Origin of the sequence: Mesorhizobium sp. 113-3-9 (genome assembly GCF_016756515.1) — a bacterium.
GTDB lineage: Bacteria > Pseudomonadota > Alphaproteobacteria > Rhizobiales > Rhizobiaceae > Mesorhizobium.
Genome location: NZ_AP023246.1, coordinates 3,835,439 through 3,859,814, shown reverse-complemented (window position 1 = coordinate 3,859,814; position 24,376 = coordinate 3,835,439). Strand labels below are relative to the sequence as shown.

At 64.2% G+C, this 24,376-nt stretch carries 25 protein-coding genes; 7 read left to right on the top strand and 18 right to left on the bottom strand.

The genetic code is table 11. The features are described from left to right. The first annotated feature begins 1 nt into the window (after window position 1). Together MesoLj_RS18705 and MesoLj_RS18700 are read left to right on the top strand one after the other, a co-directional pair. Window positions 2-709 (top strand): ABC transporter ATP-binding protein, encoded by a 708-nt coding sequence (locus MesoLj_RS18705; protein ID WP_202321686.1) that lies wholly within the window; start codon window positions 2-4, stop codon window positions 707-709. A gap of 2 nt (window positions 710-711) precedes the next feature. Continuing rightward, on the top strand, window positions 712-1,929 hold the full coding sequence (locus MesoLj_RS18700; protein ID WP_140610448.1) for an ABC transporter permease: 1,218 nt from the start codon (window positions 712-714) through the stop codon (window positions 1,927-1,929). A gap of 94 nt (window positions 1,930-2,023) precedes the next feature. Here the strand turns inward: MesoLj_RS18700 and MesoLj_RS18695 are convergent, their stop codons facing one another. The 3 genes from MesoLj_RS18695 to MesoLj_RS18685 all read right to left on the bottom strand — a co-directional run bounded on the left by MesoLj_RS18695 (window position 2,024) and on the right by MesoLj_RS18685 (window position 5,201). Further along, window positions 2,024-3,286 carry a cation:proton antiporter gene (locus tag MesoLj_RS18695; protein WP_140775900.1) on the bottom strand — a complete coding sequence of 421 codons (1,263 nt, stop codon included), beginning with the start codon at window positions 3,284-3,286 and terminating at the stop codon, window positions 2,024-2,026. Window positions 3,287-3,349: 63 nt separating this feature from the next. Next, entirely contained in the window at window positions 3,350-4,063 is a 714-nt protein-coding gene (locus tag MesoLj_RS18690) for a hypothetical protein (RefSeq protein ID WP_140775899.1), read from the bottom strand. Window positions 4,064-4,088: 25 nt separating this feature from the next. Beyond that, on the bottom strand, window positions 4,089-5,201 hold the full coding sequence (locus MesoLj_RS18685; protein ID WP_140775898.1) for an endonuclease/exonuclease/phosphatase family protein: 1,113 nt from the start codon (window positions 5,199-5,201) through the stop codon (window positions 4,089-4,091). Between the two features lie 188 nt (window positions 5,202-5,389). On the opposite strand from MesoLj_RS18685, the gene MesoLj_RS18680 reads away from it, so the two are divergent. After that, window positions 5,390-5,971, top strand: a complete 582-nt coding sequence (locus MesoLj_RS18680) for a BA14K family protein (RefSeq protein ID WP_202321684.1) — start codon at window positions 5,390-5,392, stop codon at window positions 5,969-5,971. 105 nt (window positions 5,972-6,076) lie between these two features. Here MesoLj_RS18680 and MesoLj_RS18675 read toward each other — a convergent pair whose 3' ends face one another. Next, a complete protein-coding gene (locus MesoLj_RS18675; RefSeq protein ID WP_244735098.1) occupies window positions 6,077-6,571 on the bottom strand; it encodes a MarR family winged helix-turn-helix transcriptional regulator in 495 nt (164 codons plus the stop codon). 57 nt (window positions 6,572-6,628) lie between these two features. On the opposite strand from MesoLj_RS18675, the gene MesoLj_RS18670 reads away from it, so the two are divergent. Continuing rightward, entirely contained in the window at window positions 6,629-7,048 is a 420-nt protein-coding gene (locus MesoLj_RS18670; RefSeq protein ID WP_202321682.1) for a cupin domain-containing protein, read from the top strand. Between the two features lie 127 nt (window positions 7,049-7,175). On the opposite strand, the gene ilvC is transcribed toward MesoLj_RS18670, so the two are convergent. The 3 genes from ilvC to MesoLj_RS18655 all read right to left on the bottom strand — a co-directional run bounded on the left by ilvC (window position 7,176) and on the right by MesoLj_RS18655 (window position 9,484). Beyond that, complete coding sequence (gene ilvC, locus MesoLj_RS18665; protein WP_010910140.1) at window positions 7,176-8,195, bottom strand: ketol-acid reductoisomerase; 1,020 nt, start codon at window positions 8,193-8,195, stop codon at window positions 7,176-7,178. Window positions 8,196-8,219: 24 nt separating this feature from the next. After that, entirely contained in the window at window positions 8,220-8,873 is a 654-nt protein-coding gene (locus MesoLj_RS18660; RefSeq protein WP_140775896.1) for a TetR/AcrR family transcriptional regulator, read from the bottom strand. A 152-nt stretch (window positions 8,874-9,025) separates the two neighbouring features. Continuing rightward, window positions 9,026-9,484 carry a MarR family winged helix-turn-helix transcriptional regulator gene (locus tag MesoLj_RS18655; RefSeq protein ID WP_202321680.1) on the bottom strand — a complete coding sequence of 153 codons (459 nt, stop codon included), beginning with the start codon at window positions 9,482-9,484 and terminating at the stop codon, window positions 9,026-9,028. A 98-nt stretch (window positions 9,485-9,582) separates the two neighbouring features. Here MesoLj_RS18655 and MesoLj_RS18650 point away from each other — a divergent pair, with 98 nt between their 5' ends. Continuing rightward, on the top strand, window positions 9,583-10,314 hold the full coding sequence (locus MesoLj_RS18650) for a glutathione S-transferase family protein (RefSeq protein ID WP_202321678.1): 732 nt from the start codon (window positions 9,583-9,585) through the stop codon (window positions 10,312-10,314). 32 nt (window positions 10,315-10,346) lie between these two features. Here the strand turns inward: MesoLj_RS18650 and MesoLj_RS18645 are convergent, their stop codons facing one another. From MesoLj_RS18645 to MesoLj_RS18635, 3 genes are all read right to left on the bottom strand, one after another. Next, window positions 10,347-13,127 (bottom strand): CHAT domain-containing protein, encoded by a 2,781-nt coding sequence (locus MesoLj_RS18645; protein WP_202321676.1) that lies wholly within the window; start codon window positions 13,125-13,127, stop codon window positions 10,347-10,349. 64 nt (window positions 13,128-13,191) lie between these two features. Continuing rightward, complete coding sequence (locus tag MesoLj_RS18640) at window positions 13,192-14,478, bottom strand: FAD-dependent oxidoreductase (protein WP_202321674.1); 1,287 nt, start codon at window positions 14,476-14,478, stop codon at window positions 13,192-13,194. 53 nt (window positions 14,479-14,531) lie between these two features. Continuing rightward, the gene (locus tag MesoLj_RS18635) at window positions 14,532-14,942 is read right to left on the bottom strand and encodes a winged helix-turn-helix transcriptional regulator (RefSeq protein ID WP_140775891.1); all 411 of its coding nucleotides are present in this window, start codon (window positions 14,940-14,942) and stop codon (window positions 14,532-14,534) included. A 134-nt stretch (window positions 14,943-15,076) separates the two neighbouring features. On the opposite strand from MesoLj_RS18635, the gene MesoLj_RS18630 reads away from it, so the two are divergent. Beyond that, window positions 15,077-15,967, top strand: a complete 891-nt coding sequence (locus MesoLj_RS18630; protein WP_202321672.1) for an SDR family oxidoreductase — start codon at window positions 15,077-15,079, stop codon at window positions 15,965-15,967. 34 nt (window positions 15,968-16,001) lie between these two features. Here the strand turns inward: MesoLj_RS18630 and MesoLj_RS18625 are convergent, their stop codons facing one another. The 3 genes from MesoLj_RS18625 to MesoLj_RS18615 form a co-directional block, all read right to left on the bottom strand. Then, the gene (locus MesoLj_RS18625) at window positions 16,002-17,042 is read right to left on the bottom strand and encodes an SDR family oxidoreductase (RefSeq protein ID WP_202321670.1); all 1,041 of its coding nucleotides are present in this window, start codon (window positions 17,040-17,042) and stop codon (window positions 16,002-16,004) included. Window positions 17,043-17,082: 40 nt separating this feature from the next. Then, complete coding sequence (locus MesoLj_RS18620; protein ID WP_140775888.1) at window positions 17,083-19,002, bottom strand: potassium transporter Kup; 1,920 nt, start codon at window positions 19,000-19,002, stop codon at window positions 17,083-17,085. A 100-nt stretch (window positions 19,003-19,102) separates the two neighbouring features. Next, window positions 19,103-19,846 carry a pyridoxine 5'-phosphate synthase gene (locus MesoLj_RS18615; protein WP_202321668.1) on the bottom strand — a complete coding sequence of 248 codons (744 nt, stop codon included), beginning with the start codon at window positions 19,844-19,846 and terminating at the stop codon, window positions 19,103-19,105. A gap of 157 nt (window positions 19,847-20,003) precedes the next feature. Here MesoLj_RS18615 and MesoLj_RS18610 point away from each other — a divergent pair, with 157 nt between their 5' ends. Further along, window positions 20,004-20,423, top strand: a complete 420-nt coding sequence (locus MesoLj_RS18610) for an STAS/SEC14 domain-containing protein (RefSeq protein WP_202327342.1) — start codon at window positions 20,004-20,006, stop codon at window positions 20,421-20,423. Here the strand turns inward: MesoLj_RS18610 and MesoLj_RS18605 are convergent, their stop codons facing one another. From MesoLj_RS18605 to nthA, 5 genes are all read right to left on the bottom strand, one after another. Beyond that, window positions 20,424-21,551 carry an ATP-dependent DNA helicase gene (locus MesoLj_RS18605; RefSeq protein WP_140775885.1) on the bottom strand — a complete coding sequence of 376 codons (1,128 nt, stop codon included), beginning with the start codon at window positions 21,549-21,551 and terminating at the stop codon, window positions 20,424-20,426. It lies immediately after the preceding gene. A gap of 153 nt (window positions 21,552-21,704) precedes the next feature. Further along, complete coding sequence (locus tag MesoLj_RS18600; protein ID WP_202321666.1) at window positions 21,705-22,634, bottom strand: DMT family transporter; 930 nt, start codon at window positions 22,632-22,634, stop codon at window positions 21,705-21,707. Window positions 22,635-22,728: 94 nt separating this feature from the next. Then, window positions 22,729-23,094, bottom strand: a complete 366-nt coding sequence (locus MesoLj_RS18595; protein ID WP_202321665.1) for a nitrile hydratase accessory protein — start codon at window positions 23,092-23,094, stop codon at window positions 22,729-22,731. Continuing rightward, entirely contained in the window at window positions 23,081-23,740 is a 660-nt protein-coding gene (nthB, locus tag MesoLj_RS18590; RefSeq protein ID WP_202321663.1) for a nitrile hydratase subunit beta, read from the bottom strand. The genes MesoLj_RS18595 and nthB overlap by 14 nt, the downstream gene beginning before the upstream one ends. Next, window positions 23,737-24,342 carry a nitrile hydratase subunit alpha gene (nthA, locus tag MesoLj_RS18585; RefSeq protein WP_202321661.1) on the bottom strand — a complete coding sequence of 202 codons (606 nt, stop codon included), beginning with the start codon at window positions 24,340-24,342 and terminating at the stop codon, window positions 23,737-23,739. Before nthA ends, nthB begins: the two co-directional genes overlap by 4 nt. Window positions 24,343-24,376 lie beyond the last annotated feature (34 nt).

The following is a 24,376-nucleotide window of genomic DNA, read 5'->3' as shown; positions in this document are numbered from 1 at the left end:
CGTGGCCGCGGGCGTGACGCTCATCACCTTCGACAAGGTCTGGAAGAGCTATGGCCAGGGCGAAGCCAAGGTCCATGCGCTCGCCGGCGTCGACCTTGCCATCAGGCGCGGCGAATTCGTCGCCATCATGGGGCCGTCCGGCTCCGGCAAATCGACCGCGATGAACATCATCGGCTGCCTCGACACGCCGACGGCCGGAACCTACTCCTTCATGGGCGTCGACGCCGGCCGGCTCGACCGCAACCGCCGCGCCATGCTGCGCAACCTCTATGTCGGCTTCGTCTTCCAGGGCTACAATCTGCTCGCGCGCACCACGGCCGCCGAAAATGTCGAACTGCCGCTGATCTATCGGGGCGTGGCCGCCCGCGAGCGGCGCGACCTCGCCATGCAGGCACTCGCCCAGGTCGGCCTGGTCGGCCGCGAGCATCACACGCCGGCGGAACTTTCCGGCGGCCAGCAGCAGCGCGTGGCCATCGCGCGCGCCATCGTCACCCGGCCGACGCTGCTCGTCGCCGACGAACCGACCGGCAACCTCGACACCGCACGCACGCACGAGATCATGGAACTGCTGACGAAGCTCAACAAGGAGCTCGGCCTGACCGTCACCATGGTCACGCATGAGGCCGATGTCGCCGAATATGCCGAACGCACCATCCGCTTCCTCGATGGCCACGTCGCATCAGACACCATGAATGTCGAGGTGGCCTGACCATGATCTGGGAAACCGTCCGCCTCTCGCTGCGCTCGATCCGCCGTAACGTGCTGCGCTCGTTCCTGACGCTGCTCGGCATCGTCATCGGTGTCGCCGCAGTCATTGCCATGCTGACCATCGGTTCCGGCACCACGCAGAAGGTCAAGGCCGACATCTCCAAGCTCGGCAGCAACCTGCTGGTCGTCCGTGCCGGTCGCCCGGCCGGTCCCGGCGGCCCGGGCGGGCTCGACCAGGTGGTGCGGCCACTGGCCGAGAAGGACCTTGCCGCACTGGTCGCGCATCTCACCGGCGCGCGCGCCATCTCGCCGGCCTCGCAGAAGCAGGTGCGCGTCATCTTCGGCACCGAGAGCCTGACCTCGGGCGTGACCGGCACCGACAGCGCCTATCTCGACGCACGCGACTGGAAGCTGGTGTCCGGCCGCCCGTTCAGCGATTCCGAAACCCGCTCGGGCACCGGCGTGTGCCTGATCGGCGAGACGGTGCGCCAGCAGTTCTTCGGCGCCGGCGACCCCGAGGGCGAGATCATCCGCGTCAACCGCACCTCCTGCAAGATCATCGGCCTGCTCGAACCCAAGGGCTATACCGGCTTCGGCCAGGACCAGGACAATGTCGTGCTGATGCCGCTGCACGCCTATCAGCGCCGCATCGCCGGCAATCGCGACATCGACAACATCTACATCGCCGCCGACGACCGCACACCGACCAGCGAGTTGCAGCCACGTGTCGAGGACATCTTGCGCGATGCGCGCCGCGTCACGCCTGACCGCGAGAGCGATTTCGCCATCCGCGACATGACGCAGATCGCCGACGCCATGGCCAGCGCGACCACCACCATGACCGGCATGCTTGGCGCGGTCGCCGGCGTCAGCCTTCTGGTCGGCGGCATCGGCATCATGAACATCATGCTGGTCTCGGTCACCGAACGCACGCGCGAGATCGGCATCAGGCTCGCCATCGGCGCGCATGAAAAGCACATCCTCATCCAGTTCCTGGTCGAGGCCACGGTGCTGTCGCTGCTCGGTGGCATTATCGGCATCCTGATCGGCCTGGCACTGGCCGGCCTTGCCTCCGTGACGCTGACCATCCCATTCGCGCCAAGCCCGGCGGTCATCCTGCTCGCCGTCGGCTTTTCGGCGCTGATCGGCATGGTGTTCGGCTTCTTCCCGGCCCTGCGCGGCGCCAGGCTCGATCCGATCGACGCGTTGCGGCACGAATAAGCAGCAGCTTGACGGCTATTCCCACCCCGGACGCTTGCCTGCGCGGCGCAGGACAACACGCCGCGCTGACAAGGCCTGTGAAAAACCGGGCAAGCTACACGCTGGCCGGGTCCGTCGTCCTGCCGATCACCCACTTCATCGTCAGTCCCTGGACGATGATCGAGAAGATCACCACTGCGTAGGTCGCTGTCAGCAGCACGGGTTTGGCCGCGCTGTCCGGCAAGGACAGCGCCAGCGCCACTGAAACGCCGCCGCGCAGGCCGCCCCAGGTCAACACGGGAATGGATCCTGCCGAGAAGGTCTGGCGTACCGCCAGCAGCGAGATCGGAATCCAGACGGAGACAAAGCGCCCGGCCAGCACGATCGGGATCGCGATCAGCACGATCCAGCCATGCGAGGGATCGAACGACAGCACCAGCACTTCCAGTCCGAGCAACAGGAACAGGACGGAATTCAGCATCTCGTCGACCACCTCCCAGAAAGCGAAGAGATAATCCTCCACCGTCTCGCTCATCGCATGCTCGGCGCCATGGTTGCCGATCAAAAGGCCCGCGACGACCACGGCGATCGGCCCCGAAATGTGCAGCCGGTTGCAGAGCGTGTAGGTGCCGATGCAGACGGCGAGCGAGATCAGGATCTCGACGATGTGATCGTCGACGGCCAGCATCGCGCGATAGGCGATCCATCCGGTCAGGAGCCCGAACAGCGCACCGCCCAGCCCATCACGCAGCAGCAGTTCGCCAATGTCCCAAAGGTCGGGCCGGTGCTGGCCCGTGGTCGCGACGGCCACCGCCAGCAGCACGCCGAACGCCACCACCGCGACGCCGTCGTTGAACAAGGACTCGCCGGCGATCTTGGCCTTGATCGATTCCGGCACGTTGATGGATTTGAGCAGGCCGAGCACGGCGACCGGATCGGTCGGCGAAATCAGCGCGCCGAACACCAGGGCCCATGGCAGGGGAACGTTGAAGCCAAGCCCGCCAGCCACGAACCACAAGGCTACCCCGACCACCGCCGTCGAGATGACGACGCCGATGCTGGCCATCAGGGTGATCGCCCATTTCTGCCCTTTGAGCAAATCGAAATCGACATGCAGGGCGCCGGCAAACAGCAGCAGCGACAGCATGCCGTTCATGATCGCCGAGGTAAAATCGATCTCTTGCATCACATTCTGCAGCGTCGCCGTGATGCCGAGGCCCGGCGCGATCTTCTCCAGGGCAAGCAGGAGCAGTGACGCCGCCAGCGCCATGATCAAAAGCCCGATCGTATGCGGCAGTTTGAGGAAACGCAGGTTCAGCCAGCCGAACAGGGCCGACAACGTCAACAGCAGCGCGGCGATTTCAAAGACTGACAGCATGCGGCCCCCGCCGATTCGTCAAAACCGAGGGGAGTTTAGAAGCTGGCGGGCGGAAACGACAATCTAGCTGTTGGCGAAATGCCACTCGATCAGCGGCTTCATGTGCGGCGACAGCCCCTCCGGCAGGTCGGCGGCGTGACGGATGATGACCGGCCCCTCGATTTCCGGATCGGTTTCGGTGGCAACGAAGGCCGAGATTCGGCGCGCGACCTCATCGGCCGGCTCATCGACATGATAGCGGCGGAAGATCACCGTGCCGCTTGCCGTCGACAGGGCGTGCCAGCGCACGCCGCGCCTGGCGTTCGACAGGTCGATGCCGGTCTCTTCGCGCACCTCGCGGATCATGTTGAAATCGACATCGACCATCCCGTCGCGGAAATCGACAGGCTCGAACGAGCCGGCGGCGAAATAGACGCGGCCGGCATTGACCGTCTGCGGTCCCATGCGGATCGCCACCAGCGCATTGTCGCCCGCCACCAGCACGGCATGGGCATAGGCGTGCTCGGCGCCGGAGTTCTCGGGCCGCTTCCGCCAGAGCATGAAGGTGGAGTAGTTGACCGCATGGCAGCGGCCGACGAGGCGGTTGTCGCGCCAGGCAAGTTGCGACAGCAGCACCACCGTGCCGTCGAACAGCGCGGGATTGGCTGCTATCTCGCGCTGCCAGTTCTCGACGATCGCCGCCGCATTATCCCTGGCGAAAGGATGCGGGCCGGGGTCGAGCCGGACGTCGACGGCGTCGACCGCCAGGATGACATTGCGCGGCAGGTCGAAACTCATGCCAATCAATACCCCAGTCCCTGTATCAAGCCATGTCCAGCGTGATCGCCACCGGGCAATGGTCGGACGCTTTCGGCCGGTCCCAGCCGGCGCGCGGGAAGCGCTCGACCTCCTGGCCCGCCGGAAAGATCGTGCGCCAAGGCTGGCCGTTGCGGATGATGTCGGGGACGGCGGTGGCATTCTTCGCCGCCAGTCCCCTGGAGAGCAGGATGTAGTCGAGCTGGCAGAGATGCCGCTCTTCAGGCCCGCGTGTGTGATAGAAGGTCCAGCGGTTCATTTCCGGCCGCCGCTCGACGACGTTTTCGCAGAAGCCGCCTGCCGTCAGCACGTTGATGCAGGACTGGTTCTCGTCGACCACCTCGAAACGGTAGCCGTCGACATCATCGCCGGCGATCTTCACGCGCTGCCGGTAATCGTTCATGTCGCCGCAGATCGCCCAGCGCTTGTCGGCGGCATGGTTCCCACCGAAGCGCTCCTCGATGATCCGGCGCACGGCTTGCGCCTCCGCGACGCGCACCGGCATCGTCGCCTCGCGTCCGTCCAGCCCGTTGCGTGGCGGACCCATGGACTTGAAATGCACGAGATAAAGCGTCAGCGGCAGGCCGCCCACGGTGATGTCGACTTCCAGGCAGTCGCGCCGGAAGATGCGTTCATTGGCCTGGCTGCCGAGGGCCGCCAGTTCCGGCGTATGCAGCCCGAACTGCTCGTAGGTGACATAGGCATGGCTGGTCATGCGCACGAATTCGATCGGCTGTCCCTGCGCGGTCTCGTTGCGCATCATCACGGCGACGTCGATGCCGCGCGAATCATTGCCCGATGTGGTGTATTTCTGCCGGTAGCCCTGCCCCACCATCTTGAAGAGATAGCCGTATTCGAAGGCCTTCAGCGCCTCGATGTTGTCGACCTCCTGCATGCAGATGATGTCGGCCCGGGTGGCGGCGATCGCCAACGCCGAGAGCTGGCGCGTGTCGTCGGACTGCGCGATGGCGCGGGCCTGTTCCAGCATCTTGTACTCGGCCTCGCTCTGGATATCGAACAGCGCCAGCGTCCGATCCTCGTTGAGCTGGTTGCGATAGCCGGAAAAATCGAACCTGTTCATCAGGTTCTCGACATTGAAGGTGGCAAGGCGCAGCGACATGCCCTGACCTTTGCCTGCAAGAGCGCCAGAAAACAAGATCGCAGGACCACAAGCAGGGATCGGTTGGTCCTGACGGCATTCGCGCCATGGTTGACGGAACCTTTCCGTTCATCCGCCGTTCAGACGCAAACGTCCACATTGGGCCCATTCCAGGGTAGGCGTGGGGCCTGTATCTCTTGGAGAGTACAATGAACTCGCTCTTTTCTTCCACTATCAAGTCCGGGCTGATAGCGCTCGGCATTGTCTCCGGCATCACGGCGCCGTCGGCCGCCGGACCGATCCTGCAGCCGAACCTGTCGCTTCCCACCAGCACCGCAGCACCGGCGGTCACGCCTGTTCGCGACAGCTGGGCGGGCGGCAATAACAACAACCGTGGCTTCAACAATGACTGGCGCTGGCGCCGGTCGGGCCATTGGAACGGAAACCGGAATTGGAATGGAAACCGGCACTGGAACGGTGGCGGCAACTGGAACCGCGGCGACGACTGGCGCTGGCGCCATGGCCGCCGCCACTACCACGGCGGCTACTATGATGACGGCGCCGCCGCGGTCCTTGGCCTGGGCCTGGGGCTCGGCCTTGGCAGCATGTACAACAACTACAACAACTACGATTACTATGCGCCGCCGCCGCGCCGCCATTATCGCGCCGGACGGCTTTCCAACGCCCATGTCCAATGGTGCTACAACCGCTACCGGTCGTATCGCTCCTGGGACAACACGTTCCAGCCCTACAACGGCCCGCGCCAGCAATGCTGGTCGCCTTACAGCTGAGTTGCGGTGACTAACGAATAGCCATGCAACGGCGCCGCGCATCGCGGCGCCGTTTGTCTGCGGGCCTCGCTGGGACGACGGCGCAACGGAACCGCGAGCACAGTGCTACTGGCCTGAATCCTTGGAGTAATCCTCCTGCGCTGTCGCGGACAGCTGCTTCAACACGCCAAGGAAGTCGTTGAAGCGCTTCTCACCGATCTCCTCCGCCCATTCCGCATGCAACCGCCGCAGGCAGGCGAAAATCGTCTCTACAAGCTGCCACCCGCGCGCGCTCAGATAGATGAGGCGCCGGTCGCTGCCCTCGGGAGAGCGCCGCTCGATATAGCCGAGCTCCTCGAGTTGGATGAGGAGGTAGTTGACCGCCTGCCGCGACATTCGCTTCTGGCGAGCCAGTTCCGACGGCCTTACGCCATCCGGAAGGGGATAGGAGAAGACGGCAAAGTGAGCGTCCTGAAAATCGGTGAAGCCGGCGTCATGAATCGCCCGGTGCATCTGGTTGCGAACGTGCTGCCAGGTGATGCGCAGGAGAGCCCCGAAGAACGGCGGGCCCAGCTCTCCGCCGGGCTCCGCCGGTTCTGTCGTCTGACTGACTGTTGACACCGTTGTAAAGTCCTTTTACAAATTTCGTAAAGCCACTTTACAACAAGGAGCATGCCGATGGAAGCGAGTACACAGAGCGTCTTGAGGATCGGTGAACTGGAATTGCGCTTCCTGGTCAGCGACAAGGGGGCAACCGTGTTCGAATTCGTTGTCCCGTCGCGCGCCCGCGTACCGGCGCCCTATTACCATCAGGAGGCGGACGAAACGTTGTATGGGCTGGAGGGCATTTTGACGATCACCGTCGATGGCCAAAAGCAGGAACTCGGCGCCGGCGATGCCGTCTTCATCCCGCGCGGAAGTGTCCACCACCACGAGAACCTGCATGACGGCGTGTCGCGGACTTTGGCCGTGCTGACGCCGGGGGCCATCGGGCGCCGCTACTTCGACGAGATTGCCGAGGTGATCAATGTCCCCGGCAGGCCCGACCTGGCCAAGGCGACGGAGGTGATGCTGCGCCACGGGCTCGTGCCCGCGTAGGCGCAAGCCGAGGCGGCACCAAGTAGTGCTGGTCGCCCTGTAGCTGACCGACCGAAAACAACATGCCGAATGAGAAAGGGCGGCTGGTGCCGCCCTTTCCTTTGGATATAGGTTGTCTGGACTTCGCTTAGTTCTTGGCCTTGTCGACCAGCTTGTTCTTGGAAATCCACGGCATCATCGCGCGCAGCTTGGCGCCGACTTCCTCGATCTGGTGGCTGTCATTCATGCGGCGGATGCCCTTGAAGCGCGACAGGCCGGCACGGTATTCCTGCATCCATTCCGACGTGAACTTGCCGGTCTGGATGTCCTTCAGCACGCGCTTCATCTCGGCCTTGGTCTCGGCGGTGATGATGCGCGGGCCCGAGACATACTCGCCCCACTCGGCGGTGTTCGAGATCGAGTAGTTCATGTTGGCGATGCCGCCTTCATAGATCAGGTCGACGATCAGCTTGACCTCGTGCAGACACTCGAAATAGGCCATTTCCGGCGCGTAGCCGGCTTCCACCAGCGTCTCGAAGCCGGCGCGGATCAGTTCGACCAGGCCACCGCACAGCACGACCTGCTCGCCGAACAGATCGGTCTCGCATTCCTCGCGGAAATTGGTCTCGATGATGCCCGAACGGCCGCCGCCGACGCCGCAGGCGTAGGAGAGCGCCAGGTCGAGCGCATTGCCCGAAGCGTCCTGGTTGACGGCGACCAGGCACGGCACGCCGCCGCCCTTCTGGTATTCGCCGCGCACCGTGTGGCCCGGGCCCTTCGGCGCGATCATGACGACGTCGACGGTCGACTTCGGCTCGATCAGGCCGAAATGCACGTTGAGGCCGTGCGCGAAAGCGATCGCCGCACCGTCGCGGATGTTCGGCGCGATCTCGTTCTTGTAGATGTCGGCCTGCAATTCATCGGGCGTTGCCATCATCATCAGGTCGGCCCATTTGGCGGCGTCGGCCACGCTCATCACCTTGAGCCCGTCGGCCTCGACCTTCTTGGCGGTCGCCGAACCGGCCTTGAGGCCGATGGCGATCTCCTTGGCGCCGGAATCCTTGAGGTTGAGCGCATGTGCCCGGCCCTGGCTGCCATAGCCGATGATGGCGACCTTCTTGCCCTTGATCAGGTTGAGATCGGCATCACGATCGTAATAAACACGCATTTTGTCTTCCTTCCCGTTTTTAAATCAGAGGCTTTGTGGCCCGGTTTTTGCTCCATGAAGAGCGAGAAACTGCTGCGTCGCCCGCGCGGCATCGCCGCCGATCGCCGCCTCAGTCAATTCCAACCGGTCGCCGAGCAGCAGACGGATCTGCACGTCGCGGGCGACCAGCCCGAAAAAGGTACGGAACGCCGTCTCGGCATCCGTGAATTCCAAAAGCCCCGCTTGGCGCCCCGCCTCGAGCACCGGCTTCAGCCGCCTCGCCAGCGCGAAACGGCCGTTCTCCAGCACAACAGCGCCGAGATTGTCCTTACCCGATCCGGCATGGCCGACCGCCACCCGGTTGAGCGCGATCGAGGTGTCGCTGGAGATCACCTTGAGCCAGTCGGAGGCGAAGCGCTCGAGGCTTGCCGTCAGCGAGGCGAGGTCGAGCCCCTTGCCATCGACGGAAGCCACGCGCACCTTGGATGCCTGCCACTGCACGGTCGCCGTAAGCAGCCCGTCACGGTCGCCAAACCACTTGTAGAGCGTTTCCTTGGAACAACTGGCCCGCCGCGCCACCGCGGTCATGGTCAGATGATCGCCCTCCTCGACCAACAGCCGCAATGCCGCATCCAGAACGGCCTTCTGGCGCTCCGTTAGCGCCTGGCTGTTGTCGATGTCGGCGTTTGCCAGCAACACGCTTTGTTCCCGTTCAAAGGTAGAGCCCTTGGGATCACCAGAAGCCGTACCGTACGTTACGGTTCGGCATATTGCGCAATCCGATGCTCGGCGCAAGGGGACATGACGAAAAATATCCGCAACTATCCGCGCGACGCACGCAGCGCCTATGCTCAATCGCCGGCAGGCGGATGGCGCAGCCGGCCAAGCAGCGCCGACACCATGTTCAGCTCGTCCGGTGAGAGCCTGGCGCCAACCAGTTCGGCGATCGACCGCCCGTAAATGGCCCACATCCGGCGGCGCGTCTCGCGCCCCTTGGCCGTGATGCGGATGGTCTGGCCGCGGCCGTCATCGGCCACCGGCAGCTTCTCGACCAATCCGTCGGCCTCAAGCCGGGCCAGCAGCCGCGAGATGTTGTACTGCGCAAACAGGGTGCGCTCGATCAATTGAAACGGCCGCAAGCCCCCCTCGCCCGCCTCGGCGAGCTCATGCAGCACGTCGTACCAGGCAAGCAGCGGCAGGCCGCCCTCTTTCAGGGCGTCTTCGGCACGTTCCACCAGTTGGCGCGAAACGCGCATCAGGCGAGCCCAGGCCTTGATGGCTTCCGGAGAAGGCGTGGCTTTTTCGGTCATAAGCCATCCTAGGTGATAGATGCAGGTGCATCAAGCTTGACGATAAATGCACATGCATCTACATAGATGTAATTGCATTGATTATCGGAAGCCAAATCATGCCCGACAAGCTCATCCTCGTCAGCCATCCTCTGTGCCCCTATGTCCAACGCGCCGCGATCTCGCTGACCGAAAAAGGCGTGCCGTTCGAACGTGTCGACATCGACCTCGCCGACAAGCCTGTGTGGTTCAAGGCGATCTCGCCGCTCGGCAAGGTGCCGCTGCTGCGCGTTCAGCAAGAGGGCGGGGAGACAGTGGTCTTCGAATCCGCGGTCATCCTCGAATTCCTGGAGGAAACGCAGGCCGGCGCTCTCCACCCGGCCGACCCCTACGCTCGTGCCCGGCACCGTGCCTGGATCGAATACGGCTCGGCCATCCTCAACGCCATCGGCCGCTTCTATTCAGCCCCGGCCGAAGCGGGCTTCCTTGCCGAATCCGGCGCGCTGTCCGCCATGTTTGAGCGCCTCGAAGCCGAACTGGCTGACAACGCCGACCGGAGCGGCCCATGGTTCGTCGGCGACAGCTTCTCGCTCGTCGATGCGGTGTACGGGCCGGTTTTCCGATATCTCGACGCTTTCGACCGGATCGGCGATTTCGGCATCCTGGACGGCAAGCCGCGCGTTCAGGCCTGGCGGAAAGCCTTGAACGATCGACCGTCGATCAGGAACGCCGTGGCGCCGGACTATCCGCAACGCCTGCATGCCTTCCTGCAAGCCAAGGGATCTTTTCTATCGAGCCTCATCCGCCGAAGCGATGCAGCCGGACCATTTGCGTTGGCGCGGTCCGCGTGAACGCCCGCGCGCATCACTCGCTTTAAGCGGCCTCAGTTCTCGAACATGACAAAGGCGGCCCAGACCCGCGGATCCTGGGCACCCGATATCTTGCCGCCGCGGGCATCGCGGCGGGTTTGGCGCAGCGCTTGCGGATAGGTCTGCCCGGCGGCGAGATAATGGTAGAACCCGACCATGAAGGCGGCGGTACCGGCGTCGTCCACCGGCCACAGCGTCAGCAGCGAACGTTTGGCGCCGGCAATGTTGATTGCCGTCGGCAGGCCGCGCAAGCCACCGACGAATGTCTCCTGGCCACGCGCCGTCTCACAGGCGGACAGGACAAGCAGGTCGAGCCCCGACAGATCCCAGCTCGTCAGTTCCATGCCGTAGAGCCGGCCGTCGTCATCGTCACGTTTCATCGACTGCCGGTCTCCGGCTTGCGACAGCACGACCTGGCTCTGCCAAAGGGCGTTCACGCCGCCCACGCCGCCCTCTTTTTCGTCGCGGTAAGCGCCGTGGGTGGCCAGATGCGCGACCGTCGCCCGCTCCATATCCTCGCGCAGCGTCCGCTCGCTGGCGGCCGTTCCGGTCAGCATTTGGACCGAATAGTCATCGGCGCGCAGGATCGAGGCGATCTCGTCGACCTCCTTGGCTGTGCCCGGCAACGGCTCCGCCCCCTTTTCCGGACCTCGGGCATAGTCCAACCCGCCGGCCAACAGGGCTCTGCCGGTCTTGGGAAGACTCTGGTCGACGCTGGCGTTCAGCAGCGATTCCGGCCGCGTCAGCATGCGCACGGCGAAGCGATCATCAAGCGTCGCGCCCTTGCCGTCCTGCAGCAGGGGGAACGGCACCGAAAACAGTTTGCCGTCCGGCACCACGAAGAGCGTGTCGGCGCCATCGAGCGACGGCTCCAGCGGTGCGATCAGACCGGCATAAAGCCCGGTGAATGTGGCGTTCAGGTCGACCAACGTCACGGCACCGCGCTCCTGCGCGGAACGCGTCGACCTCAGGTTTGCCATGCGTGTTTCGCGAGCGGCCGGGATGAGCCGGCGCGGATCGCCGAGATCGTAGAGGCGTGGCTGCTGGTCCTTGCGTGTGACGATCGCATAGAGGCGCTCGTCTTCCAGCGGTTCGGCGCTCTCCCGATCCGCCCGCCACTTGCGGGTGATGAAGTAGTCAATCAGCGCCTGATTGGGCTTCAGCAAGGTGCCGGCCGACGGGAGGGGTTTGTCCACCAAGCCCTGGCTGAAACTGTACTTGGCCATGACCTTGGCGATGGCCTTTTGGTACGCCGCCTCAACCTGGTCGGGCTGCACCGCTCCCGGATCATCGGAACTGTCACCGCTGGAAGCCGCCTCCTGATAGGCCAGGGACAGCTGGATCCCGGCGTCGATCAAGTGCCGTGTCTCCAGATCGTTCGAATCGATCAAGCGGGATAGCCTGCGCAACAGGTCGCGTTTTTCATTTTCAAGCGTCGGCCAGCGGCGCACGGCTTCAGCAAACGCCGGCACCACCGACGCATTGTCCTTTGCAAGGCGCGCATAGTCGTAGAGCATGTCGTCGGCCAGGGCGCGGCTGGCCTCCGCAACGACGGGATTGCCTGATGTGCTCACCTGGAACCAGTTCCAACGCAGCATGTCATCGTCGAGAGCAGCGAAATCGGCGGACGCCCCGGCAGGATTCCTCCTTGCCTTGAGATTGGCCATCGCCTGGCGCGCGGCAAATGTCAGTGGATGCACCACTCCGTAAGTCGATCCGGCGACACTATAGGCCCGTTCGAGTTGGGCCATACTGCCTTCGGTGTCGCCCACGGCGGCAAAATGCGCGGCCAGCAGGTTGGCGATCTTGATTGCCAGTATCTCGGGATAATTCGGGTCGGTGGTCAGTTGCCGCAGCTGTGCCAGCGTTGGCTGATCGAGCGGCTGCGCACCAGAGAGCACCCTGGTATAGAGCATCCAGGCATCGGCCTGTTCGACTAGATTGCCTTCCTGCTTGAGAGCGACGGCAATGTCCCGGTCCTGCTGGAAGTGGCGCAAGGCCTCATCGTATTTGCCAAGGTCTAGATAGTCCTGCGCGGTGTTGTTGGCGCTGACCAAGACGTTGAAGTGGTCCGGGCCGTAGTAGCCGATCCGCTTCTCCAGCACGGCCAGATCATATTGCAAGGCGCGTGTCGGAGCTCCCATCTGGCGCAGCATGTCGGCCAGATTGTTCCGCAGCTTCCAGATGAAACGGTCATCGGTGCCGGTTACCTGCTCGGCCAACTTCAGATTGCGCTGCTCGATATTTATGGCTGAAGCGATTTGACCGAACGCCGCGACCCCAGTCGCCAACACATCGTTGGCATACAGGAGTTCTTGCGACTCCTTGCCGTGATAGTGGGCGTATAAATTGGTGGCTGTCGCGCACATCGACACGAAGCCCTGATAATCCTTCTCCGCCTGCTTCAGCATTGCGTAGTTGAGATAAAAGTCGGCGCGCTTGGCGACATCCTGCTGCATCGCCCTCGTCTTCAGGCCCTCGGCAAAAATCTCCTCGGCGTCGTCGAGGATCTGGTTGTTGAGGAATGTCGCGCCTGCGTTCGAGTAACTCTCCACGGTGAATTCGTAGAGGTCGCTTCTGGCGGCGGAGAGCAGCGCTGCCCGCAATTGCGCATAGCCTTCGTCGAAGCGTCCCGCGTCCATCATCAGCCCATAGGCGGCGTCGATGCGGGCGCTCAGCGCGGCCTGGCTGTCCGATGGTTGCTGTTGGCCGGACTGGCTTGTCGTCTGGGCGTATGCCTTCGGCATAGGCAGCTCGACGATCAACATCGCCAGCATCGAGGCCGCAACGCGCATCAGGCCTCTCGGTCCTCTGGCTATGGACATCCCTGTGTTCACGCGGATCGGCCTGCCGAAAACTCTATGATGCAGTCGTACCATGACCTGGATTTGACCCGAAATCCCATCGCGCTTCCCTCAGCCCTGCCCGCCTGAACGGATCGATCACCGTGCCGGCGACCATCGAGGCCAGAAGCTGCGGTGCCGGCGGGATCTTTGCGATGGTCGCCACCAGCCTGTCGCGGATGAAGGGCAGCGCCACGGAATCGGATTGGTAGAATGGCGTGAACGCCAGCGACAGCGCCTGAAAGACACGCACGTGCCAGCGCCGCGCCCTGGCATAGGCTTCAAGTGCTGCCTCGACGCTCTGCGTGCGTGCCAGCGCATGGCTGAGCGCCGCGGCGTCGAGCAGCGCCATGTTGGCTCCTTGTCCGAGCTGCGGGCTGGTCGAATGCGCGGCATCGCCGATGACGGCCAATCTTCGGCCGACCGGCAGCTTCATCGTGTGATGGCCGTAGCGGGCCAGTGACAACTGGTCGAAACTGTCGATCTGGCGGGTGAACGCTTCGCTCTGCGGCCACAGCCGCACCAGCCTCTCCTTCCAGGCGTCGAGGCCGGCAGCGCGCACCGCGTCGGCATCATCAGGCTTCAGGCTCCAGAAGAAGGCCGCCATTTTTTCGGCACCGGGCTCCGGCCGGCCGATCGGCAGCACGCCGATCATCACGCTGGCCTTGTCGTAGCGCTGCAAGAGCGCGTGCTCGTCAAAGCCTTCGCCGCGCCAGCCGAGCGATGCCCAGAACGCGCCATAGGTGAGTGGCCGTGGCGCGCCTGCATTGCCGGCATGCTGCCGCAGTTTCGAGCGCGAACCGCTGGCGTCGACGACCAGATCGAATGGCCCTACCCCTCGCCCGTTGCCACGGATGAGCATCGCCCGTTCGCCAGCCTCCATGGTCTCGATCTCGACGCCGGTCTCGATGGCGATCGCCTCGCGCCGGGCGGCGCGAAAGAGCACGCCGAACAACGCCGCCCGGTGCACCGCCAGGCCAAAACGGCGGCCGCGCTGGGCATCATAGCGGACGTCGAGCACGGTGCGGCCGGTCGACGCATCGGCGCCATGCAGCCGGTCGATGCGGGCGCCTAGCGCCAATATGTCGTCGAGCAGGCCGAGATCGGCAAGAACCGTCAACCCGGTCGGCTGCAGGATCAGTCCGGAGCCGACCGGCTTCGGCTCCTCGAAGCGCTCGAAGATGGTGACCCTGTGCCCGGCCCGTTTGAGATAAAGCGCCATGGCCAGCCCCGCCGGACCGGCGCCTGCAATTGCGATGTCGTAGGAAATGCCGATGCCCCCAAGCCGAACTGGCCGGGACAATCCTTCAGCCGCTGTGTGAAATCAAGTCGCGGCGCCTGGTTCTGCCCGGCTGTTCAAGCCTGTGTTGCGTCGAAGCCGGCCCGTGCCGCGCGCACCGCGTCATGGTTGAATTCCGCCCACTGCAACAAATGCTGCAACGCGTCGAACATCGAGCGCCCGAGATCGGTGAGGCTATATTCGACGCTCGGCGGCTTGGTCGGGAACACTTCGCGATGCACATAGCCGTCGCGCTGCAGATCGTAGAGCGTCTGGGTCAGCATGCGCTGCGAGATGTCGGGAACCAGCCGCCGCAACTCGCCGAAGCGATAAGGCTGCTCGGCCAGCGCCGCCATCAACAGCGAACTCCACTTGCCGCTAAGCCCCTGGATGACGTCGCGGACCGGGCAATCGGCGAGATTGCCGCCGTCGGTCATGGCTTTGTAGATGTCGAGTTTGGATTTCAGATTGATGATCTTGCTGTCCACGGCTGGTTCCCTGCCTGTGCCTACCTCCCCAAAAACTGCCTTCTTTACGGCACCAGGTCAATTCCTATTTTAGTGCTGGTCTCTTTTTGAGACCACCAACCGAACCGCCTTTCGGCGCAATGTCAGGATCCCCCATGACCGCAACCCTTCTCGTCACCGGCGCTTCCGGCCAGCTCGGCCGCAGCGTCATCAACCACCTGCTGGACACATTCAAGATACCAGCGGGCCGGATCATCGCCACCACGCGCACGCCCGCCAACCTTGCGGACCTTGCAGAGCGCGGGGTCACCATCCGCCAGGCCGACTTCGATGACACGGCGTCGCTGCCAAAGACCTTCGAAGGCGCCGACCGGGCGCTCATCATCTCGACCAACGAGTTGGCGATCCAGGGAAAGCGTCGCGAGCAGCAACTGGCGGCGGTCGCCGCTGCCAGAAAGGCAGGTGTCAAGCATCTGCTCTACACCTCCTTGCCCAACACCGAGCCGGGCTCGCCGGTCCTCTTCGCGCCTGACCACTACGATACCGAGCAGGCGATCAAGGCGAGCGGCATCCCCTACACGATCTTCCGCAATGGCTGGTACGACGAGAACCTCTTCATGGCGGTGCCGCAGATTCTGGCGTCGGGCCAATGGTATACGTCCGCGGGCGACGGCGCCATTTCCTATGGAGCGCGCGACGATCTCGCCGCGGCCATAGCCGCGGGGCTGGCCTCGCAAACCGTTGAGAGCAAGACCTACACGCTGACCGGCCCCAAGGCCTATACGACAGCCGAAGTCGCCGCGCTTGTCACTGAAGCCACCGGCAAGCCGATCCAGGTCGTCCAGCTCTCCGATGAAGCACTGACTGAGGGCATGAAGGCCGCTGGGCTTCCCGAGCCGATCGCCAAGCTTCTGGTGTCCTTCGACGCCGCCACGCGCGCCGGCGGCCTTGGCATGGTGACGGATTCGGTCGAGACGCTTTCCGGTCGAAAGTCGGTATCGCTGAAGCAGTTCCTGGAAGCCAACAAAGCCGCGCTGGCTGGTTGAAACCAGAGCGGTGGGAGGTCACCCTCCCGCCGCGCTACTTCGATGTCTTGAGCAGGCCGAGCCGGACCAGGCTCTCACCGGTGGCAGCCAGCGCGTCTTCGCGCGGGCGCGGCGCCCAGCCGAGCACACGCACCGCCTTGGCGTTGGTGGCATTCTTGACCTTGCCCAGTTCCGTCACCAGTTGCGCGGCTTCGGCGTTGAACAATCCGACGATCCGCACCAGCCAATCGGGAAGCTGCCTCGTCGAGACGCGCGACGCCGCGTCGCCGAGCCGCGCCTTCACGGTCTGCGCGATTTCCCGCACTGTCATGAAGTCGCCTGATACCGCGAGGAAGCGCTCGCCTTTGGCGGCTGGATTGGTCATGGCACGCACATGCAGGTCGGCCACGTCGCGTGCGTCGACGACGCCGAAGGACAGACGCGGCAGCCCCGGCATGGCGCCGTTCATCATCCGCTGGACAAATTCGGTGGAGGTCGAATGGTCGGAGCCGAGAACCGGTCCGAAGATGCCGACTGGATTGACGACCGCCAACTCCAGCCTGCCGCCCTCGGCGGCGATGAAATCCCAGGCCGCGCGCTCGGCAAGCGTCTTCGACTTCACATAGGCGCTGACCTTGGCCGTCGGATCGGTCCAGCTCTCCTCGGTGAACGGCCGGCCGTCTGGCGGCATCTTGCCATAGCCGATGGCCGCGAAGGACGAGGTCAGCACGACGCGTTTGACACCAGCGTCCCGCGCCGCCCGCAGCACCCGCAGCGCCCCCTCGCGAGCCGGGATGATCAGATCATCCTCATGCTTGGGCACGCCAGGCGGAAATGGCGAGGCGACATGGAGCACGTAGTCGCAACCGGCGACGGCTTGCGGCCAGCCCGTGTCGCTCGTGAGGTCGGCGATGGCAAAGGACAGCCTGTCGCCCGGCTCGATGCCGCCGGCCTTGAGCATGGCCAGCACATCGGCTTCCCGCTTGGCGGAGCGCACCGTGGTGCGTACGCGGTAGCCGGCCTTCAGGAGTTCAAGGATACAGTGGGCGCCGAGGAAACCCGATCCGCCGGTGACAAGCACCAATTCGCCGCTCATGCCCGCCCTCCACCAGGTTAGGTCGAGGCGATCAGCTTCGTCAGATCGCCACCTGCGTACCGATTTCTACCACGCGTCCGGTCGGGATCTGGAAATATTCGGTCGCGTCGGCGGCCGTGCGCGCCAGGCCGATGAACAGCCGGTCCTGCCACACCGGCATGCCGGAGTTGGGCGAGGCCTTGAGCGACCGGCGCGACAGGAAGAAGGACGTCGTCATGATGTCGAACTTCCAGCCCTGCTTGCGGCAGATCGCCAGCGCGCGCGGAATATTGGGCTGTTCCATGTAGCCGAAGGTCAGCGTTACCCGCATGAACAGTTCGTTGACCGTCTCCATCTTGACCCGATCGCTGTCGGGCACCACCGGCTGCGGCGCCGTCACCACCGAAAGGATGACGTTCTGCTCATGCAGCACCTTGTAGTGCTTCAGGCTGTGCATAAGCGCTGTCGGCGCGCTGAGCGGATCGCTGGTCAGGAACACCGCGGTGCCCGACACCAGCTGCGGTTTCTTCTTCAACAGATTGCCGGCGAGGAAATCGAGCGGGATCTCGTTGCGGCGGGTCTTGTCGAACAGGTAACGGCTGCCGCGCACCCATGTCCACATGGCGGTGACAATGGTGAAGGCCACCGCCAGCGAGGCCCAGCCGCCCTCGAACACCTTGACGATGTTGGAAGCGAAGAAGCCGATGTCGATGAACGCAAACAGTGCGGTCATCGCGACGGCCACCCACAACCGCCATTTCCAGATGCGGGTCATCACGACGTAGAGCAGCACCGTCGTCACCAACATGTTGCCGGTCACCGAGATGCCGTAGGCCGAAGCCAGCTTGCTGGACTCGCCGAACCCGACCACCAGCATCATCACCACCAGCGCCAGCAACAGGTTGACGCGGGGCATGTAGATCTGGCCGGACTGTTTTTCCGACGTATGCAGGATTTCCAGCCGCGGCAGCATGTTTAGCTGCACCGCCTGCCTGGTGAGCGAGAAGGCACCTGAAATCACCGCCTGGCTGGCGATGACCGTGGCCGCTGTCGCCAGCACCACCATCGGGATCAGCGTCCAGCCTTCGTTCATCTCGAAGAACGGATGGCCCACGACGCCATTCTTGGCCAGCACGAAGGCACCCTGCCCGGCATAGTTGAGCAGCAGGCAGGGAAACACGATCGACAGCCAGGCGAGCACGATCGGCTTGCGGCCGAAATGGCCGAGATCGGCATAGAGCGCCTCGGCGCCGGTGACGGCGAGGAAGATGGCGCCGATGGTTACGAAGGCAACGTCGGGCGAATGGATCAGGAAAGCGACGATATAGTGCGGACTGACCGCCCACAGGATCTCCGGATCGGCGATGATGTGCTTGAGGCCGGACAGGCCGATGGCCAGGAACCATACGGCGGTGATCGGGCCAAAGATGAGCGCCACGCCGCCTGTGCCGAAGCGCTGCACGGAAAACAGGATCGCCAGGATGACCAGCGTTAGCGGCACGACATAAGGCTGGAAGGTGGGCGTGACGACATTCATGCCCTCGACCGCCGACAGCACCGAAATCGCCGGCGTGATGACGGCGTCGCCGAAGAACAGCGAAGCGCCGACGATGCCGATGCCCAGGATGACCGCCGAGCGCTTGGGGAAACTGCCGCGCGCCAGCGCCATCAGCGACAGCACGCCGCCCTCGCCGCGGTTGTCGGCGCGCAGCACGAACATGATGTATTTGATGGTGACGATGATGGTCAGCGACCAGATGATCAGCGACAGCACGCCAAGGATATCGCCACGCTCCGCGACTTGACCGCCCGAAGACGCCACCAGGGCCTCGCGAAAGGCGTAGATGGGGCTGGTGCCGATATCGCCATAGACAACGCCAAGCGCGCCCAGCATCAGCACCTTGGTGCTATGCTGCTCGATCTCCGGATGGCTCGATTGTTCGACGGGTTCTGCCTCACTACCAGTGTTGGCAAGGGCCATGGACGACACTCCGATAAGCGCGCGGTGCTCTACGCTTGCTGCGATGCAATATCAAGTACCGTCAAATTATGGCTGCCATGCCTGGTGCGCGAGGCTGCCATCATTTCCACCCACAAGCCCTGAGAAACCGACCCACCGTGCCGGCCATGCCATACTCCAACGCGTCGGCTGTCAACCCATGTCCGATTGACACTTCGGCCAATGCCGGAATGCGCCTCGCCAGAGCGGGCAGATTGCCCACCGTCAGATCGTGCCCGGCATTGACCTGAAGACCGGCGGCAGATGCCGCATCGGCTGTTTTCCCCAATCTTTCCAGCTCGTTGGCCGCCTTTGCGGAATCGGAATGGTAGCTGCCATAAGGGCCGGTATAGAGCTCGATCCGGTCGGCACCCGTATCGCGCGCGGCCGCGATGCCGGCGGGATCGGCGTCGGAGAACAGCGACACCCTGAAACCACCCTTCTTCAGGCGTTTGACGATTGGTGTCAGGAACGCCGCATCGGCGGCGAAGTTCCAGCCATGGTCGGAGGTTGCCTGTGCCGGATCATCGGGAACCAGCGTCACCTGTTCGGGCTGATGCTTCTCCACAAGCGCCAGGAAATCCTCGCTCGGATAGCCCTCGATGTTGAATTCGGCCCGCGGGAACTCGTCATCGATCAGCGCCCGGATCTCCGGCAGGTCGGAATGCCGCGTGTGACGCTCGTCGGGACGCGGATGGACGGTCAGCCCATGCGCTCCGGCGGCAAGGGCGAGCCGGCCGATGCCGATCACGCTGGGCCACGGCAAATCGCGCCGGTTGCGCAGCATGGCGATGGCGTTGAGGTTGACGGAAAGCTTTGCGGGCATGGGGCTGGTGTCCGTGAAACAGGCGGGTTAGCGGCGCGCCACAGCCATCCGTTCAGCCTCGGCGCGCTTGAGACCGGGCATCTATAGCGTCTTTGACGGGAACAGATAGGGCTTTCCAGTGTTCCAGAAGACCAACTCTCGCAAAAGGAGGCCCGCCGTGAATTTCCTGCAATCCGTGCCGGCGATCCGTCGTATCGACACCAGTCGCGACGACCTGTTCGCAATCGATGTGGTCGGGCATGTCTCGGCGGCCGATGCGGAAAACCTGTTCGGCCTGCTGGAAGCGGCCTACGCGCTCCATCAGCGAATCGACGTGGCTGTGCGCATGGTCGATCACGACGGCGTCGACTGGGCCGACATCTCCGACGAGACCCTCAAGCTGGGCGCCGTCCATGCACTGGAGCATATAGGCCGCTGCGCGGCAATCGGCGCACCGGACTGGACGCCGGACGCACGGCACGCCCTGCCCGCGTCGTCACCCATCGAATTCAGGCATTTCAAGGCCGAGGACGAAGAAGAGGCCTGGGAATGGCTCGGCGCCCGGCAGGTCGGCGTGCGGGAAAAGCCGTCGTCGTAGCTACCTGACGATGGTGAGCCGCTCGGCGGCCCGGGTGATCGCGGTATAGAGCCAGCGCTGCCGGGTTTCCTTGAAGGCCCAGCTCTCGTCGAACAGCACGATCTCGTTCCACTGCGAGCCCTGCGCCTTGTGCACGGTCAGCGCATAGCCATAGTCGAAATCGTCGAAGCGCTTCTTCTGCTGCCACGGGATATCGGCGTCGGGATCCTCGAACGCCGCCTTGAGCAGCTTGATCTTGGCGACGCCGCGGTCGGGATCGTCCTCTTCGGGCGAAACCAGCAGGTTGATGCCGGGCTTCACCGTCTCGCGCGACGAGGTCATCACCTTCCACAGCGAGCCATTGAGCAGCCCCTTGGCGGGGTCGTTGCGCAGGCACACGAGCTTGTCGCCGGCCTGCGGATAGTCGGCATTGAAGCCTTTGAGTTCGCGCAGACGCTGGTTGTAGCGGCGGCGCGTGCGGTTGGTGCCGACCAGCACCTGGTCGGCCCTCAGCACCAGTTCCTGGTTGACGTCTTCCTTGCCGATCACCTGCGCCGTGCCGTAGTCGCCGCGCATGAATTCGCGGCCCTCGCGCACATCGAGCGCCAGGCGCAGGATCGGATTGTCACGCGCCTGCCGGTGGATTTCGGTGAGCAGGAAATCGGGCTCGTGATCGGTGAAGAAGCCGCCACCCGAAATCGGCGGCAACTGGCCGGGGTCGCCCAGAACCAGGATCGGCGTGCCGAAACTCATGAGGTCGCGGCCGAGCTGCTCGTCGACCATCGAGCATTCGTCAATGACGACCAGTTTCGCACGCGAGATCGGGCTCTGCCGGTTGAGCGAGAAGGTCGGCGACATCGAGGTCTTGCCGGTGACCTCGTCCTCGACCGATTCCTCGCCCTTGGGCCTGTAGATCAGCGAATGGATGGTACGGGCGTTGACCGCCCCCTTGGAGCGCAGCACCTGGGCCGCCTTGCCGGTGAAGGCGGCGAACTGCACCTGGCCGTCTACATGTTCGGCAAAATAGCGTGCCAGCGTGGTCTTGCCGGTGCCGGCATAGCCGAACAGCCGGAACAGCTGCGGCTTGCCGGCTTGCAGCCAGCGGGCAACCGCCTGCAGCGCCTCGTCCTGTTGGGGTGAAAATTCCATCAGTGCGACAGACCGGATTCGCAAGCGAAACACAAGACAGCCGCCAATCGACTGCCGTCAATGACGCACCGCGCGCCTCCGACGGTTGAGGCTATCAGGCGCGCACAAGAACGTAAAGAGAACAAAAAGCAGGTGCCCGGCTCATCGTTGCTGTCAGCCGAGCGCAATCAAGGCTGTGCCGGCGAAGGCGAGCACCGCCCCCGCCCAGGCCGGCGACGGCGGCCTGTAGCCGCTGCGCAGCCACACCATCGGCAACACCAGCACCGGCGACAGTGACGACAATGTCGAGACGATGCCGACCTTGCCGCCGGCCAGTGCGGCCATTATCAGCGACATGCCCATGCCCGTGCCGATCAGCGCACCGCCAATGCCGATGCCGAGTGTTCGCGCCGACGGCTGGGAGCGCTTCGCAGCGCTACGCAGTGGAACCACCAGCAGCAACAGGAACAGGGCGGCCGACACGCCGGTCCGGATCGCCATCGCCGTGAACGGGTTGACGCCCGATGCCATGACGGGACGCGCGACCAGCGCGCCAGCGGCCTGCCCCAGTGCGGCAATCAGCCCAAGGATGAGACCGACAGGCAAGGTCATCTGTTTTTCGGGCAGCACCGGCGTTTCGATGGGCGGTGTCGGGAAGATGCCTTCCGGCTGAACCTTGGCGGGGCGGCCGAACAGGATGGCGAGCACGATGCCCGCGATGACCAGCGCCACGCCAGTCAGTTTCACCGGACCGACCGTCTCGTCCAGGAAGACGTAGCCCATGACCAGGGCAAAGGGCGAGGTCAAAGAGAAGACCAGCAGTGCCAGACGCGGCCCGAGCGCGAATATCGACGAGATATAGGCGGATGAGGCAACGAAGATCCCGAACACGCCGGACGCAGCAAGATAGGCTACCTGCCACGGAACAAGGCCGCTCCAGCCGCCCAGCACCGTTGCCGTGATGGCGGTGGCAACGGTCACCGCGAGCGTTTGCAGCCGGGTCAGGGTCAGGGCATCGATGCGGCCGACCAGCTCACCGGCCAACATGCCGCTTGTGGCAATGCACAGGGCCGCGCCGATCGAGAGAATTTCCGACAGGTACATTCATTCTCTCTTGGGTAGAGGGCGGCTTTTCGAGGCGGATGGTTGCCATCGCTCAGGCGGACACGAGGATTTGGGGGCGATCCTGGACATCCGCTCACGTCGCGGATTGGAACTCCGGGTCGTTCTCGAGGAGGATCGGCCTGCCGTGGGGCGTGGCGTGCGCGGCGCGCTCCCAGGCTTCGGCCACCGCGTCGACATCGGATTTGGCGGCCAGTCCCTTCGACGCCAGAAGCCGTTCCAGCGCGGCCAGCCAATGCTCGTAATAGTCGTGTCCGTCCGTCGCGGCGCCCGGCTTCTTCACCTCGGCCGACAGCGCCTGTGCCCATTCGCCCCACGAAAACAGGCCCTTGTCGTGCAGCGCCACCGTCATGGCGAACGCCTCGGCCTGCCATGGTTCGGCGAAAACAGGCGCTTCGAGGTCAACGGGCAAATCGGCGGCGATCCCGTCAGGCCGGCTCAAGATAGCTCTCCCAGGCGTCGATCGAGACAACAAGCGTCGGATCGGCGCCCTCGCCCCAAATCTCCGTTCCGTCGAAAACCACCGTATAGACCCATTGCGGGTTCTCGCCTTGCCCATGCGCGTTGGTGTCGGGAAAGACGAAACCGTCGCGCACCGCCTCGATCCTGCCCAGCTTGCCGCGCGCATAGCGCGGCAGCCGCGTGTGACCGGTGGGATTGAAATTCTTCGTCCGCACCTGCTGGCCGGCCTTGAACCGCGCCGGCGAGGCAACGGGCCGGTCGCAGGGACCGCCCTTGGCCAGCACCGCCGGCACGTTTTCGGCCTTCAGCACCCGCTTCGGGGTCGCCGCCGCATCGATCGCCTCGCCAGCCGCGAGGTCGCGCTCGCTGACGAAGCCATGGCGCTTGAGCAGGGTCTCCAGCGCCTTGATCCAGATCTGGTAGTAGCTGGAGGAATAATAATCGGCCGGATCCAGCGATTCCCGCGCATGCCGGCTCTCATCGATATTCCAGGCTCCCATGGCGCCGGCGCAAAGCGTCACGCCGAGCGCCCGCCTCTCCCAGGCCGCGTGGAAATAGGGCTCGTCCTTTTCGGGCGCTACCGGGCCGAAGCCCATCTGTCCGCCAAGATCCTGGGGCCCGTTCATGCCGGCTCTTTCGCCAGGGCGGTGCCGATCATGGCATCGCGGCTCACCAGGTCGGCCAACTGCTCCTCGCTCCAGCCCTCGGTACCGTCCGGCCGCATCGGCACCACGAGATAGCGCAGCTCCGCCGTCGAATCCCAGACGCGTACCTTTGTTGCGGCCGGCAGCGTCAGCCCGAATTCCTCCAGCACGCCGCGCGGATCGATCACCGCGCGCGACCGGTAGGGCGGCGCCTTGTACCAGACCGGCGGCAGGCCGAGTACCGACCATGGATAGCAGGAGCACAGCGTGCAGACGACGAGGTTGTGGGTGTCGCTGGTGTTGAACACCGCCTGCATGTGCTCGCCCTGGCGGCCGGTATAGCTCAGCGATTCGATCGCCGCCGTCGCGTCACGCTTCAGCCAGTCGGCATAGGCGGGATCGTTCCATGCCTTGGCCACGACCCTTGCGCCGTTGCGGGGACCGATCTTGGTCTCGTAGGTATCGACGATGACGTCGATCGCGGCCGGATCGATCAGCCCCTTGCGGGTCAGGATGGTTTCCAGCGCCCGCACGCGCGCCGCAAACGGGTCGAGTTCATTGTCATGGTCATGATCATGGGACATGACCACAAACTACGGGTCCGATCCGCCGGCGGCA

What these genes read in the sequence shown, in the direction of transcription:
- MesoLj_RS18700 (WP_140610448.1), top strand. Translation starts at nt 712, where the DNA reads ATGATCTGGGAAACCGTCCGCCTCTCGCTGCGCTCGATCCGCCGTAAC.
- MesoLj_RS18695 (WP_140775900.1), bottom strand. Translation starts at nt 3,286, where the DNA reads ATGCTGTCAGTCTTTGAAATCGCCGCGCTGCTGTTGACGTTGTCGGCC.
- MesoLj_RS18690 (WP_140775899.1), bottom strand. Translation starts at nt 4,063, where the DNA reads ATGAGTTTCGACCTGCCGCGCAATGTCATCCTGGCGGTCGACGCCGTC.
- MesoLj_RS18685 (WP_140775898.1), bottom strand. Translation starts at nt 5,201, where the DNA reads ATGTCGCTGCGCCTTGCCACCTTCAATGTCGAGAACCTGATGAACAGG.
- MesoLj_RS18680 (WP_202321684.1), top strand. Translation starts at nt 5,390, where the DNA reads ATGAACTCGCTCTTTTCTTCCACTATCAAGTCCGGGCTGATAGCGCTC.
- MesoLj_RS18670 (WP_202321682.1), top strand. Translation starts at nt 6,629, where the DNA reads ATGGAAGCGAGTACACAGAGCGTCTTGAGGATCGGTGAACTGGAATTG.
- ilvC (WP_010910140.1), bottom strand. Translation starts at nt 8,195, where the DNA reads ATGCGTGTTTATTACGATCGTGATGCCGATCTCAACCTGATCAAGGGC.
- MesoLj_RS18655 (WP_202321680.1), bottom strand. Translation starts at nt 9,484, where the DNA reads ATGACCGAAAAAGCCACGCCTTCTCCGGAAGCCATCAAGGCCTGGGCT.
- MesoLj_RS18650 (WP_202321678.1), top strand. Translation starts at nt 9,583, where the DNA reads ATGCCCGACAAGCTCATCCTCGTCAGCCATCCTCTGTGCCCCTATGTC.
- MesoLj_RS18645 (WP_202321676.1), bottom strand. Translation starts at nt 13,127, where the DNA reads ATGCGCGTTGCGGCCTCGATGCTGGCGATGTTGATCGTCGAGCTGCCT.
- MesoLj_RS18630 (WP_202321672.1), top strand. Translation starts at nt 15,077, where the DNA reads ATGACCGCAACCCTTCTCGTCACCGGCGCTTCCGGCCAGCTCGGCCGC.
- MesoLj_RS18625 (WP_202321670.1), bottom strand. Translation starts at nt 17,042, where the DNA reads ATGAGCGGCGAATTGGTGCTTGTCACCGGCGGATCGGGTTTCCTCGGC.
- MesoLj_RS18620 (WP_140775888.1), bottom strand. Translation starts at nt 19,002, where the DNA reads ATGGCCCTTGCCAACACTGGTAGTGAGGCAGAACCCGTCGAACAATCG.
- MesoLj_RS18615 (WP_202321668.1), bottom strand. Translation starts at nt 19,846, where the DNA reads ATGCCCGCAAAGCTTTCCGTCAACCTCAACGCCATCGCCATGCTGCGC.
- MesoLj_RS18605 (WP_140775885.1), bottom strand. Translation starts at nt 21,551, where the DNA reads ATGGAATTTTCACCCCAACAGGACGAGGCGCTGCAGGCGGTTGCCCGC.
- MesoLj_RS18600 (WP_202321666.1), bottom strand. Translation starts at nt 22,634, where the DNA reads ATGTACCTGTCGGAAATTCTCTCGATCGGCGCGGCCCTGTGCATTGCC.
- nthB (WP_202321663.1), bottom strand. Translation starts at nt 23,740, where the DNA reads ATGAACGGGCCCCAGGATCTTGGCGGACAGATGGGCTTCGGCCCGGTA.
- nthA (WP_202321661.1), bottom strand. Translation starts at nt 24,342, where the DNA reads ATGTCCCATGATCATGACCATGACAATGAACTCGACCCGTTTGCGGCG.